This is a genomic window from Clostridium beijerinckii (assembly GCA_003129525.1).
GTDB lineage: Bacteria > Bacillota > Clostridia > Clostridiales > Clostridiaceae > Clostridium > Clostridium beijerinckii_D.
On the sequence record CP029329.1, the window covers coordinates 1368117 to 1381950 of the forward strand.

Genomic DNA, 13834 nt, shown 5'->3' on the forward strand with positions numbered 1-13834 from the left:
ATAGTCAATTGATAGTATAGAAAATTTAAAAATAGACCATAATTCAGTAAAAACAGATAAAAGGGAGGAAATTATGAAGAAAATAATTTCGTGTAAATTGAAAATTAAACACAAGAAAAAGCCAGGATTTACTTTAATTGAATTAATAGCTGTAATGGCGATTATTGGGATTTTGGCAACGGCAATTTTACCTAATGTAAATGGGTATATAAATGAAGCTAAAAAGGTTAAAGTTGTGGATCAATGTAGAAAAGTTGTAATGGCAGCTGAATCATATAGATTAAAATATGATACGTTACAGGGCAATATAAATATATCAGAGATGAAAGCTAAAAATGGAGTTAATAAGTATTTAGATAAAGTTGATTTGAGCAAGTTACCATCTACTACTACATTAGAACAGTGCTCTAATATTGTGAATGGAGCAGAATTTAAAATTAATGCTAGTGATATTTTAGTACCTAATACGATATCTATCCCTAATTTAGCATCTTAAATTTCAACTGTACCTTAACTCTGGAACATCCTTTCGACATGCCCTTTAGCTGGGACTACACTGCAGGTTTTAATCTCAATTCCGAGTTGGTTACATGCATAACCGAATTGAGTGAATGTATCCTCTTCAATAGAAGGGGATTTTTTTTCTGTTTATACTCAAAAACAGTATATCTATTAGTAAAGGATATATATGGAAGTCCATAGCTTGTTAATATTTGATGAAGTATATTGTAATATCCATTTAATGCTTCTTGATAATCGAAATAAGCGCCTATAATAGTGCCGGTAGCATCCTCAATAGCAATAAGTGCATTATGTATTTTGGCAATTTCTTTCTTTGAGTTAGTTCCTTTTTGCAGCTCTCCTCTTATTTTCGTTTGATTCAACTAATTTTTTGAGTATTGTGTATTTTTTATTTTCATCCATTGTTATATCCACCTAATCTCTTGTATTTCAATGAGGTTATTCTACTATAAGTTATTATTCTGGTATATAATCAAATGTGGTCTATTAAGATATTATCATAAATGAATCGAAAAAAATGCAATTTTAAATTCAAATTTATTGACTTTAGATTATACATACATTATAATAGTTTTAATTCAAAACATAGTACATTTAAAAACTCGTATATACCTTGAATATGGCAAGGAGTATCTAGCGGAAGCCGTAAATTTCCGACTATGAGTGATATTGGTATAGGCTAAATATAGATTTTTATTAGCATATTAACATCACTTAGAAGTTAATGTGCTTTTTTTATACATGAAAATAGCCCAAAATATGAAATATAAAAGTCATAAATTATAAAAAATGAAATAAATAATTCAAATATAAGGGGGATTTATAATGGCAAAAATAATTAAAACTGCATATACTTTTGATGACGTATTACTGGTTCCTAATAAATCGGATATATTACCAAGGGAAGTAAGTACAAAAACACACTTAACTAAAACAATAAAGTTAAATATTCCTTTAATGAGCGCTGGAATGGATACAGTAACTGAATCAAAGATGGCGATTGCTATGGCAAGAGAAGGCGGAATAGGAATTATACATAAAAATATGACTATTGAGGAACAAGCAAAAGAAGTTGATAAAGTTAAGAGACAAGAAAATGGAGTTATTACAGATCCCATATTCTTATCACAAGATCATCTTATTCAAGATGCAGAAAATTTAATGGCACAATATAGAATATCAGGAGTTCCAATCACCACTGAAGATGGAATATTAATTGGAATAATAACCAATAGAGATATAATATTTGAAACAGACTTCCAAAAAAAGATTTCAGAAGTAATGACAAAAGAAAATTTAATTACTGCATCAGAAAGTACTACAGTAGAAGAAGCTAAGGAAATCTTAAAGAAACACAAAATTGAAAAATTACCTTTAGTTGATAAGGATGGATATTTAAAAGGCTTAATAACAATGAAAGATATTGAAAAAGTAAGAAAGTTCCCAAATGCAGCTAAAGATGATAAGGGTAGATTATTATGCGGAGCTGGTGTTGGGGTAACTGGTAATATGATGGAAAGAATTGATGCTTTAGTTAAGGCTCAAGTTGATGTAATAGTTCTTGATACAGCACATGGACATTCAAAAGGAGTTTTAGATGCTGTGACTAAAATTAAAAATGTATATCCAAATCTTCAAATTATAGCTGGGAATGTTGCTACTGCAGAAGCTGTAGAAGATTTAATAAAAGCTGGAGCAGATTGCGTTAAAGTTGGTATAGGACCAGGATCAATTTGTACTACTAGAATAGTTGCAGGAGTTGGTGTTCCACAATTAACAGCAGTTATGGATTGTGCTGAAATGGGAAGAAAATATGGAATTCCTGTAATTGCGGATGGTGGACTTAAATATTCAGGAGATATAGTTAAAGCATTAGCAGCTGGAGCTTCAACTGTAATGCTAGGATCATTATTTGCAGGCTGCGATGAAGCACCAGGAGAAATGGAAATATATCAAGGAAGAAGTTATAAGGTATATAGAGGAATGGGATCAATTGCTGCTATGGAATCTGGATCTAAAGATAGATACTTCCAAGAAGGTAATAAAAAATTAGTTCCAGAAGGCGTTGAAGGAAGAGTCGCTTATAAAGGATATGTTGCTGAGACTATATTCCAAATAATGGGTGGGATTAAATCAGGACTTGGATATTTAGGGTCAAAGAATTTTGATATCTTATATGAAACAGCTAACTTTGTAGTTCAAACAGCTTCAGGACAAAGAGAAAGTCATCCACATGATATTAATATTACAAAGGAAGCACCTAATTATAGTGTAGGACAATAGTTGTTAATTGTTGATTAACCTCAATAATTACTGTTTAAATAATGCACAATGTACAATTTTGATTTCTATGCGCGTAGTTTAAATATACCGTCTTTAGACCGTATAAGCTTTTAGCCTTTAACAAAGTACATAAATGTAAAAAATTCGTATTTTGTATTGATAAATTAAGGTATTTAGTTAATAATACAAATAGAATAATTTTTTAGGAGGAAAGCATGAAAAAAGAATTAATTTTAGTTATTGATTTCGGCGGACAATATAATCAATTAATTGCTAGAAGAGTTAGAGAATGCAATGTATATTGTGAAGTTCATCCGTATACTTTAAGTGCTGCTGAGATAAAAGAAATGAATCCAAAGGGAATCATATTTACAGGTGGGCCAAATAGTGTATATGGTGAAGATTCTCCTTTATGTGATAAAACATTATTTGAAGCTGGAATTCCTATACTTGGAATATGTTACGGTTCACAATTAATGGCACATATTCTTGGAGGAAAAGTTGCAACAGCTCCTGTAAGTGAGTATGGGAAGACAGAAGTTGGTGTTAATGTAGAATCGAAGATTTTTAAAGGTTTATCATCGTCTACAATATGTTGGATGAGTCATACAGATTACATAGAAAAAGCACCAGAAGGCTTTAAAATAGTAGCCAATACTCCAGTATGTCCAGTTGCAGGTATGGAATACGAAGAAAAGAATCTATATGCAGTTCAATTCCATCCAGAAGTAATGCATACACAAGAAGGGACAAAGATGCTTTCAAACTTTGTATATGATGTTTGTGGATGTTCTGGAGACTGGAAAATGGACTCATTTGTTGAAAAGACAATTGAAGAAATACGTGAAAAGGTTGGAAATGGTAAAGCTTTATGTGCATTATCGGGTGGAGTTGATTCATCGGTTGCAGCAGTATTACTTTCCAAAGCTATTGGAAATCAATTAACATGTGTATTCGTTGACCACGGCTTACTTCGTAAAAACGAAGGAGATGAAGTTGAAGAAATATTTGGACCTAATGGACAATATGATTTAAACTTTATTCGTGTAAATGCACAAGAAAGATTCTATGAAAAGTTAACTGGAATAGAAGAACCAGAACAAAAGAGAAAAATAATTGGTGAAGAGTTCATCAGAGTATTTGAAGAAGAAGCTAAAAAAATAGGATCAGTTGATTTCTTAGTACAAGGAACTATTTATCCAGATGTAATTGAAAGTGGTCTTGGTAAATCTGCAGTTATAAAATCACATCATAATGTTGGAGGACTTCCAGATTGTGTAGATTTTAAAGAAATAATAGAGCCATTAAGATTATTATTTAAAGATGAGGTACGTAGAGCAGGCTTAGAACTTGGCATCCCTGAAAAGTTAGTTTATAGACAACCGTTCCCAGGACCAGGTCTTGGAATACGTATAATAGGTGAGGTAACGGCTGAAAAAGTTAAAATCGTTCAAGATGCTGATTATATATATAGAGAAGAAATTGTAAAAGCAGGTATTGATAAAGAAATAGGTCAATATTTTGCAGGACTTACTAATATGCGCTCAGTAGGTGTAATGGGAGATGAAAGAACTTATGATTATGCAATAGCGCTTCGTGCAGTAACTACAAGTGATTTCATGACAGCTGAATCAGCAGATCTTCCATGGGAAGTACTTGGAAAAGTAACAACTAGAATTATAAATGAAGTTAAAGGGGTTAACCGTGTAATGTATGATTGTACAGGAAAACCACCAGCGACTATAGAATTTGAATAACGGATAAAAACCTCGGATGCCAGTTTTATGCTGGTATCCGAGGTATCTTTTTGCCTTCAGGCTCTACTTTAACTCTAAAAAATTTGGGATTAACATTTGCAAGGTGTCTTAACTGTTGTTTATGACATATTCAAAGCCAGCTGCTACTATTGAGACAGTAATATTTAGAACAACAATAATGTAACTATAACTTGTATAGAAGTTAAATTTAGTAAAGAAAGTTTAAGCAAGATTAATTATTAGTTATAGATATAAAATATATTCTGTATATTTTTATACGAGAAGAAAGGAAGCGAATGCTTAGTGATTTTGTGTATTTAATATACAATTTTTCACTAAAGATAAAATATGGAGATAAAAAAAATAAAGGGAAATACATTTTGTATTGATACTGGAATGTCATATATACCTTTTTATAAGATTAATGATGAAGAAATTATTATGTTGGACTCAGGGTGGGCAAAACAAGAGAGAGAAGGAATAGATAAGCTTCTAGAAATAAACAATTTTAAGGTAGTTGGTATAGCATGCAGTCATGCTCATATAGATCATATAGGAAATAATGCATATTTGAAGAAAAAATATAACTGCATTATTGCTATGTCAGCTTATGAAGCTCTTGTTTGCAGTTCAACAGTGAATCTTAAAGTTTATTACAGTAACCAAGCATTATCAGAGGTTACAGAACATTTCGGACATATGGTTTGTGAAACAGATATTATGATTTCGGATACCCAAGATAAGATATATGTAAGTGGCATTAAATTTAAAATTGTTCATACACCAGGACATAGTCCTGCACATATATGCATTATTACTCCAGATGATGTTGCATATTTAGGAGATGCTCTTATAAGTTATGAAGTAATGTCAGGTGCTAAAATGCCGTATGCTTATATACTTAGAGAAGATTTAAAAAGCAAAGAAAAACTTTATGATTTAAAATGCAGCAAATATGTAGTGGCACATAAAGGGATATATAATAATGATATTACAGAACTTATAACTGATAATATAAACTTTTATAAGAATAGAGCACAAAGAGTATATGATGTGATAGATAGTGCTATGACAATGGAAGAAATATTAAAAACAGTTATTAAAAATTTTAATATTCATGTAAATAGCAGATATAAATATACTGTAATAGAAAGAATGCTCAGGTCATATGTTGAATATTTAAATGAAATGGGAAGTATAGAGTTAAGTATAGATGATGGATTCCTTAAATATACAAGAAGTTCAGCTGAAATTTTTAATGAAACTTGTGCAAGTTTAACTGAATATTAAATTACAAGTTCTAGTTATTAGGGTAAAAAAGGTTGAGAATTTTATAAAATTGATGTCCGTTATTTCTGTGGTTTTCATTCATATGTGGAGTTGTATATTTTTAACTAGAATTAATAACAAATATAATAAATCAGCATAATATAATATTAAGATTTGTTAAAAGTTTTAAAATTTTTGTTGGAAAATATTTTTAATTGAATAAATTATAATCAATTAACAAGGAGAGAAGAATATGGGAAACAGAAATGATGAGAGAGAATGCAGAAATAATAATTCAGATGAACTTGAAAACAGGGATACAAGAAATTGTTCACGTGGTGAAAGAAATGAGTGTCATAATAGAAACCATGATCGTTTTGCTGATGTTTTAGCAGAAGCTTACAATGATGGGTATAAACAAGGATATTGTGATGGGTATAAAGATGGTCGTGAAAAAGGACGAGTTGAAGGATATCAAGCAGGTTTAAAAGATGGGTATGAGAAGGCAAGACAAGAAGTTTTGAACTTTATAAAAAGAAATAGATGCTGCTGTTGTAGATGTGGTTGCCGTTAAAACAAGAAGCGTTTTGTAAAAATAAATAGCACCATAAAAAGAGGAATTATAAAAATAGTCCTCTTTTTTAATGTGCTTAAAGTTATAATTAGTGAAAATATGTAAAGGCATAAGAAAATTTATTACGCATATAGTTGAGTTGAATGATATAGTTAATGATTTTTCTTTTAAGTTAGATAGGTAGGTTGTATTAATTATTTTAAAGAAGGAAAAAATGAGACATTTCTATGATGAAAACCCTTCTACAAGAATTCTAAGATTAATTGAGCAAAGACATTTTGTTTTAATGGATACTCTTATTGAAAAGTTTTAAGTAAGTTCTAAAACAATTAAAGAATTAACAATGTGAAAATTCTAATAAAAATAGATTCAGAAGGCAGAACCTATAATGAGTATGTAAAAGGGTAAATAGATGTATATTAATTTATATTATAGTAAAAATAATATTGAGAAAAAACTTAAATAACAATAATTATTAAATAAATTAGATTGCAATAAGATATCACTTTAAGAGTGATTTTAAATGAATGAATTTAATTGAAACATATAGATTATTTGCAAAAAAAACTATATGTGAAGATATGATTTAAAGAATTTATGATATAATTAAGCGATAAAATAAAAAAACTAATTATATATGGAGGTAGAATAGAAGATGAGTAAAGGAATATCATTAGATTTATCAAAGGTTGCACCTTATTTGACTATGAATGAACTTGATTACATGGAGGACATGGTTAAAAGTGCTCATGACAAATTACATAATGGAACAGGAGCAGGAAATGACTTTTTAGGTTGGGTTGATTTACCAGTAAACTACGATAAAGATGAATTTGCAAGAATTAAAAAAGCTGGAGAAAAAATTAAATCAGATTCAGATATTTTAATAGTTATTGGAATAGGTGGATCATATCTTGGCGCTAGAGCAGCAATTGAAATGCTAACAAATAATTTTCATATTGCATTAGATAGTGATAAAAGAAAAGTTCCTAAAATATTTTATGTAGGTAATAACATTAGTTCTACATACATGACTGAACTTTTACAAGCAATTGAAGGAAAAGATATAAGTTTAAATATAATTTCAAAATCAGGTACTACTACAGAACCTGCATTAGCGTTTAGAATTTTAAGAACATATTTAGAAAAGAAATATGGTATTGATGAAGCTAGAAAGAGAATTTATGCAACAACTGATAGAGCTAGAGGTGCATTAAAGACATTAGCTGATGCTGAAGGATATGAAAGCTTTGTAGTTCCTGATAATGTTGGAGGAAGATTTACAGTATTAACAGCAGTTGGATTATTGCCAATAGCAGCTGCTGGAATTGATATAGATGATATGATGAAAGGTGCTGCTGATGCAAGAGAAGTTTATTCTAATCCATCTCTTAAAGATAATGATGCTTATAAATATGCAGCAACTAGAAATGCTTTATATAATAAAGGAAAATCAATAGAAGTACTAGTTAATTATGAACCATCACTTCACTACTTCAATGAATGGTGGAAACAATTATATGGGGAATCAGAAGGAAAAGATAATAAGGGATTATTCCCAGCAGCAGTTGATTTTACTACAGATCTTCATTCCATGGGACAATATATTCAAGATGGAAGAAGAATAATGTTTGAAACAGTTATAAATGTAGAAAAGGCAAAATATGAAATTAATATAGAAGAAGCTGAAAATGATATGGACGGCTTAAACTTCTTAGCTGGAAAGACTATGGATTTTGTTAATAAAAAGGCATTCCAAGGAACATTGCTAGCTCATAATGATGGTGGAGTTCCAAATATGGTATTAAATGTACCAGAAATTTCACCATATTACTTTGGATATATGGCTTATTTCTTTGAAAAAGCTTGTGGAATAAGTGGATATCTTTTAGGAATAAATCCATTTGACCAACCAGGAGTTGAAGCATATAAGAAAAATATGTTTGCTCTTTTAGGAAAGCCAGGATATGAAGATCTTAAGGCAGAACTAGAAAAGAAACTTTAATTTAGATGAAAATTATAATTGATGGAGATGCCTGTCCAGGCATCTCCATTATTGAAAAAATAGCAAGGAACCATGAAATTCCAATGATAATTTATTGTGATATTCATCATTTTATCCAAAGTGACTATGCACAAGTTAAAGTTGTTGATAGTGGATTCCAAAGTGTAGATATGTATGTGATGAATGAAACTAAAGAGGGCGATATAATTGTTTCTCAGGATTATGGTGTAGCTGCAATATGTTTATCTAAAAAAGCAAAGGTAATAAATCCTAAAGGCTTTATATATGATGAAAAGAATATTGATAGATTGTTAGAAGAGAGGCATATGTCACAAAAAATCAGAAGAGGTGGAGGAAAAACTTCCAATCCAAAAAAAAGAACAGAAGAAGATAATTTAAGATTAGAAAAAAATTTAATAAAACTTGTAAAGAGTTAATACTAGGTGTATAAAAAAATATCATATTGACTTATTATTTTTAATACGCATTATTTAGAAGCTTAATTGTAGGCTTCTTTTTTTGAGGGGAAATTTAAGTTGAAAGATAAAAAAATAAAATATCATTTTAATAAATACTTCATGTATTAGTTTACATAAAGAAGTATGATATAATTAAAACAAAAAAATTAGCTGAAGTTATTTACAAATAATGGTATAAATGTATAATATAATAATAGGGGTTTGTTTGAGAGCAATTATGAAAGGGGCATGGATTTTATGGAAGAACTTCAGTTAAAATATGTTGAGATAATTTTTGATAAGCAAATGCCACAAAATGTTGGCACAGAAATAAATATATTAAGCAAAATAGATAGTCAAATTGGAAATTTAGAATATAAATTTATTGTTGGTAAGGGTGGTATATGGAATACTATACAAGAATTTTCAGAAAAGAATGAGTGCGTGTGGAAACCTAAAAGAGAAGGGGAGTATATGGTTATGGTACAAGGTAGAGAAAAGGATGGAAGAAAGTCTTTGGATTATCTAGCTAAGGAAGATTACTCTATAGTTAGAGAAGAGGTAATAAATACCATGCACGAAGAGGGATCTATCGAAAAGGCTGTAAATCAAGGAGAAGTAAAAATAGATTTTAAAGATATATTAGATAATGAAGATGAAAATTTATTGGTAATTAAAGAAAACGCTGTACAAAGTAATACAGTAGATAAAGTGGTATTCCTTGAACCCGTGGAACTTTTAGAGGATGAAAAGGAAATTTTAATAGGCAATGATGATGTTCAGGGAGAAATAGCTTTTCCTGAAGAGGGAAAAAGAATTGATAATGATAAAATAGATATCATAGAAATTAAAGATAAAGAAATAACTGTTAAAGATAGCAAAGTTGATTTTCTTCATGAAGTAATATTAGAAAAAAATCATGCATTATCAGGAGAATCAAAAGATAATAGAGAGAGAGAATTAGGTGTTATAAAGGAAATTATAATTGATAAAGAAGAAATTTTGATTGGAGGAAAGTGCTCCATAGAAGTAAAAACATTTGATGAGAATATGTTTTTATATAGATTCTATATTAAAAGATATAAGGAATGGGATATTGTTAGAGATTATGATGCAAGCAATATTTTAAAATATACAGCTACTGAAGCAGGTGAAAAAGAATTCTTAATTCAATGCAAAAAAATGGAGTCTACTGAGATTTTTGAAGATTATAGAATTATAAAAGTAAACGTTAAGGATATAAGTAAAATAGAAATAACAAATTTTAAATGTTTAAATAATTCGCTAATAGTTGGAGAAAAGCTTGGATTTATAGTAGATGTGAATATTGAATCAAATGCAAAGGAAAAAGATGAACTTATAGTACTATATAAATTTTATAAAATTTATAAGGATGGAAAATCAGTTTGCATACAGGACTACTCTACCAAAAATGATGTATATTATAAAGAGATGGAAGAAGGAAGTTATAAAATATTATGTCTTGTAAAAAGTTTACTTTCCAATAAAGAATATGATGATAGGGCTATTTTAGTATATGAAGTAAAGCCTTATAAAAAAATTAAAATAAATAGCTTTGTAGCTAATTTTAATTCTCCTCAAGTGACTGAAAATGATATAAAATTCACTTCAGAGGTGCAAGGTGGAAATAAGCTATTATATAAATATAGAGTGAAAGGACCAATTGAAGAAGATACTGGTTTTATAGATGAAGATGAATTTACTTGGAAGCCTATGGAAGCGGGAGAATATGAAGTTATATTGTACGTTAAAGATGTTAACTACAAGAAAGAATATGAGGACACTAAAAAAATTGCATTTACTATTGAAAAAAAGGGAAAGAAGCCAGTGAGAATTCTGGAGGTAGTAATTGATAAGGAAAAGAAAATTATAACTGGAGAGCCTGTTAACATAATGGTTAATGCAGAAGGTGGAACAAAACTTCTATATGCATTTACAGTTAAGAAAGATAATAGAAGATTAGAGGGAGTCGAGTATAATAAATCTAACTGGATTAATTTTATTCCAAAACAAGTTGGTGAATACGAAATAGAAATAATGATTAAAGACAAATACTCAGACAAACCTTATGATACTCATACAGTTATATACTTAAAGGCCATGGAATACTTACCAGGAGAGATAGATTATATAATTTTACCTTGTAAAGAGACTCATTTAGTTGGAGAGACCATTGAGTTTGAATGCATTATTCAAAACACACAAAATGTTGTGGTTAAATATGAAACTAAAATTAATGGAAATTCTGTTGAACAAACAGGATTTTCAAAGAATAAAAAGTTGAGATTTGTGCCTAAGATTGCAGGCAAATATACAATAGAAGTTTATGCTAAAAATTTAAAATGCAAGGAAGAGTATGACTCTAAGAAGCAAGTAAGTATATATGTAAGTGAATCATCCCCTGTAATAGAAACTAAAATAATAACAAATAAAGTAGAAGGTAACATAAATGAAGAATTCACTTTTGAGGTTATAAGCAGAGGTGGAAAGGATGTTTGTTTTGAATTTTATTTGATGGAAAACAATGAATGGAAAAAAGTACAAGCTTATAGTAGAAAACACCACTATAGTTTTATACCATTTATTCCAGGAAAGTATAAAATCTTAGCATTAGCAAAGAGCTATTATAAAAAAGTTAGTTATGAAGATTATGACGAAATAGTGTTTCATGTTAAAGGTCTAAGGAAATAGTTCGAAAATAACTAGGGGAATCTTTTGATGGTTATTCTTAAGATGCCTAAGATGAATTTTGGGAGGAAGGTTAATTTAAGATGGCAATAGATAGTTTAAATCAAATCTCAAATGAGCAACTATTAGCAATGAATGTGATGGGAAATGGACAAGTGACAAATGAATCCAGTTCAACAAGTAGTACTAGTGATGAATCTAATTTAGCATTTCAATTAGTAATGAAGAACTTATTGGAATCATCAAAGAATTCTAAAGGGAATAATGTTGCTACATCAAGTGATAGTGCGAATTCAGTGAATAGTCAAGTAACTAATGCTGAAAAATTGAGCAATACAAATAATGCAAATGGCGATAATGATAATGTGACTGCGATTAATGCTGCGAGAGTAGGACAACAATATGCAACCGGGCAAAATTTAGAAGATATTCCTATGATTTTAAATAATAAGTATGTTAACTTTGAAGGAAAATCTAAATCTATATTATCTAATAGAAGTGATGTTGATATGCAGAAGATATATAATGCAGTAAATGCTGCATCTAAAAAATATGGAGTGGATTCAAAATTAATCTTGTCTATAATTAAGCAAGAATCTGATTTTGATCCTTATTCAACATCTAGTTGTGGAGCATCTGGATTAATGCAAATTATGCCTCAAAATTTTACAAATGTAGGTATTACAGATCAATATGATGTAGACCAAAATATTAACGGCGGAACTAAATTGTTTAAAGAATATTTGAATCAATTTGATGGAAATACAGAGATGGCACTTATGGCTTACAATGGTGGCCCAGGTACTATGAAAAAAAGAGGTGTTTCATCAGCATCTGATTTATATAAAATGCCACAAGAAACTCAAAATTATGTTCCAAGAGTAATGGGATATTATAAAAATGGAATCTAGAATATATTATATTTAATTCACAATGCACAATGCCAATTAATTGAGCGTTGTGCATTAATTTTTTTGTTGAATTTGTAAGAGGATAAAATTCACACTTAAGTGAAAACATATAAAAAAGTAAATTTATATGTTACTAGTTGGAACACTATGATAAAATATACACATATAAAAAAAGCGCAAAGCGCAACCAAGACCATTTCACAGATAAAAACACACGTACCGATAAAAAGTGTGAAGCATAACCACGAATTTATCACTTATGAAAAAGCGCGAAGCACAATTAAGAACTTATAACACAAAGATATTACTAAGGAATATAATCTTATAATTGTACATTGTACATTGTTCATTGAAAAGTTTGAAAGACAAATTTTTTTTGTTCTATGTGCTATGAAAAAGTATCGTTGTTATGACTGTAAATAATAAAAACACGATTGGAGTGACAATATGGAAAGATTAGATAAAATAATTTCTAATTTAGGATATGGAAGTAGAAAGGATGTTAAATCCTTTGCAAAGAAAGGACTTATAGAGGTTGATGGAATAATAGTTAAGGATAATGGGATGATTGTTGATCCTGAAAAATCAAGCATAAAAATTAATGGAGAAGAAATATTATATCGTAAACATATATATTTGATGATGAATAAACCAGATGGTGTTATATCTGCAACTCATGATAATAGGGATGAAACTGTGATTGATTTATTAGAAATAGATCATCAAGCGTTTGAACCATTTCCAGTTGGGAGGCTAGATAAGGATACGGTTGGTCTATTATTATTAACTAATGATGGAGAACTTAATCATAGATTAATAGCACCTAAGTGGCATGTTGATAAAGTTTATTATGCAAAAATTGATAAAAAAGTTGATGAAAAAGATATAATTGCATTTAAAAACGGAGTTACATTAGATGATGGATATAAGTGCCTAGAGGCAAATCTTGAAATATTATCTAGTAATGATAAAGGATCAGAAATTAGACTAACAATACAAGAAGGTAAATTCCATCAAGTGAAAAGAATGTTTGAAGCTGTTGGAAAAAGTGTTATATATCTTAAAAGAGAAGAATTTGGAGGACTTTTATTAGATCCAGAGCTGCAAGAAGGCGAATATAGAGAATTAACAAATGATGAATTAAGCATTTTAAAGAGCTATTAACGAATATTAAATTATTTTGCAATAAAATAATTCATTTATTGCAAAAAGATTCACAAATTTTATTAAATTACTTGCAATATTAATAAGAATACCCTATAATAATCTTGCAAGGATAAATAAAAGGAATATATAGCCCCCTTTTTATTTATTGCTTATTGCTTATTGCTAAAGCGCAACCTAGC

10 protein-coding genes, 1 pseudogene and 1 riboswitch are annotated in these 13834 nt (G+C 29.4%); of the genes and pseudogenes, 10 read left to right on the plus strand and 1 reads right to left on the minus strand.

Annotation, left to right across the window (positions count from 1 at the left end; all coding sequences use genetic code 11):
- The first annotated feature begins 73 nt into the window (after positions 1–73).
- A complete protein-coding gene (locus DIC82_05905; GenBank protein ID AWK50599.1) occupies positions 74–496 on the plus strand; it encodes a pilin in 423 nt (140 codons plus the stop codon).
- Between the two features lie 17 nt (positions 497–513).
- On the opposite strand, the pseudogene DIC82_05910 reads toward DIC82_05905, so the two are convergent.
- A pseudogene (locus DIC82_05910) lies at positions 514–803 on the minus strand (transposase).
- A 301-nt stretch (positions 804–1104) separates the two neighbouring features.
- Positions 1105–1202, plus strand: a riboswitch (purine riboswitch).
- A gap of 145 nt (positions 1203–1347) precedes the next feature.
- Here DIC82_05910 and DIC82_05915 point away from each other — a divergent pair.
- The 9 genes from DIC82_05915 (at position 1348) to DIC82_05955 (ending at position 13652) form a co-directional block, all read left to right on the plus strand.
- Complete coding sequence (locus tag DIC82_05915; protein AWK50600.1) at positions 1348–2805, plus strand: IMP dehydrogenase; 1458 nt, start codon at positions 1348–1350, stop codon at positions 2803–2805.
- A 215-nt stretch (positions 2806–3020) separates the two neighbouring features.
- Positions 3021–4562: a GMP synthase (glutamine-hydrolyzing) gene (locus DIC82_05920; protein ID AWK50601.1), complete on the plus strand. Its 1542-nt coding sequence runs from the start codon at positions 3021–3023 to the stop codon at positions 4560–4562.
- Positions 4563–4910: 348 nt separating this feature from the next.
- Entirely contained in the window at positions 4911–5852 is a 942-nt protein-coding gene (locus DIC82_05925) for a hydrolase (protein AWK50602.1), read from the plus strand.
- A gap of 232 nt (positions 5853–6084) precedes the next feature.
- Positions 6085–6405 carry a hypothetical protein gene (locus tag DIC82_05930; GenBank protein ID AWK50603.1) on the plus strand — a complete coding sequence of 107 codons (321 nt, stop codon included), beginning with the start codon at positions 6085–6087 and terminating at the stop codon, positions 6403–6405.
- A 655-nt stretch (positions 6406–7060) separates the two neighbouring features.
- Positions 7061–8410, plus strand: a complete 1350-nt coding sequence (locus DIC82_05935) for a glucose-6-phosphate isomerase (GenBank protein AWK50604.1) — start codon at positions 7061–7063, stop codon at positions 8408–8410.
- 5 nt (positions 8411–8415) lie between these two features.
- Positions 8416–8847 carry a YaiI/YqxD family protein gene (locus tag DIC82_05940; GenBank protein AWK50605.1) on the plus strand — a complete coding sequence of 144 codons (432 nt, stop codon included), beginning with the start codon at positions 8416–8418 and terminating at the stop codon, positions 8845–8847.
- Between the two features lie 279 nt (positions 8848–9126).
- On the plus strand, positions 9127–11580 hold the full coding sequence (locus DIC82_05945; protein AWK50606.1) for a triple tyrosine motif-containing protein: 2454 nt from the start codon (positions 9127–9129) through the stop codon (positions 11578–11580).
- Between the two features lie 80 nt (positions 11581–11660).
- Complete coding sequence (locus DIC82_05950; GenBank protein ID AWK50607.1) at positions 11661–12488, plus strand: lytic transglycosylase; 828 nt, start codon at positions 11661–11663, stop codon at positions 12486–12488.
- A gap of 447 nt (positions 12489–12935) precedes the next feature.
- The gene (locus DIC82_05955; GenBank protein ID AWK50608.1) at positions 12936–13652 is read left to right on the plus strand and encodes a 16S rRNA pseudouridine(516) synthase; all 717 of its coding nucleotides are present in this window, start codon (positions 12936–12938) and stop codon (positions 13650–13652) included.
- The last annotated feature ends 182 nt before the right edge of the window (positions 13653–13834 follow it).

Bases quoted from the DNA above. Each gene is read 5' to 3' on its own strand.
- DIC82_05905 (AWK50599.1), top strand. From the start codon at position 74: ATGAAGAAAATAATTTCGTGTAAATTGAAAATTAAACACAAGAAAAAG.
- DIC82_05915 (AWK50600.1), top strand. From the start codon at position 1,348: ATGGCAAAAATAATTAAAACTGCATATACTTTTGATGACGTATTACTG.
- DIC82_05920 (AWK50601.1), top strand. From the start codon at position 3,021: ATGAAAAAAGAATTAATTTTAGTTATTGATTTCGGCGGACAATATAAT.
- DIC82_05925 (AWK50602.1), top strand. From the start codon at position 4,911: ATGGAGATAAAAAAAATAAAGGGAAATACATTTTGTATTGATACTGGA.
- DIC82_05930 (AWK50603.1), top strand. From the start codon at position 6,085: ATGGGAAACAGAAATGATGAGAGAGAATGCAGAAATAATAATTCAGAT.
- DIC82_05935 (AWK50604.1), top strand. From the start codon at position 7,061: ATGAGTAAAGGAATATCATTAGATTTATCAAAGGTTGCACCTTATTTG.
- DIC82_05940 (AWK50605.1), top strand. From the start codon at position 8,416: ATGAAAATTATAATTGATGGAGATGCCTGTCCAGGCATCTCCATTATT.
- DIC82_05945 (AWK50606.1), top strand. From the start codon at position 9,127: ATGGAAGAACTTCAGTTAAAATATGTTGAGATAATTTTTGATAAGCAA.
- DIC82_05950 (AWK50607.1), top strand. From the start codon at position 11,661: ATGGCAATAGATAGTTTAAATCAAATCTCAAATGAGCAACTATTAGCA.
- DIC82_05955 (AWK50608.1), top strand. From the start codon at position 12,936: ATGGAAAGATTAGATAAAATAATTTCTAATTTAGGATATGGAAGTAGA.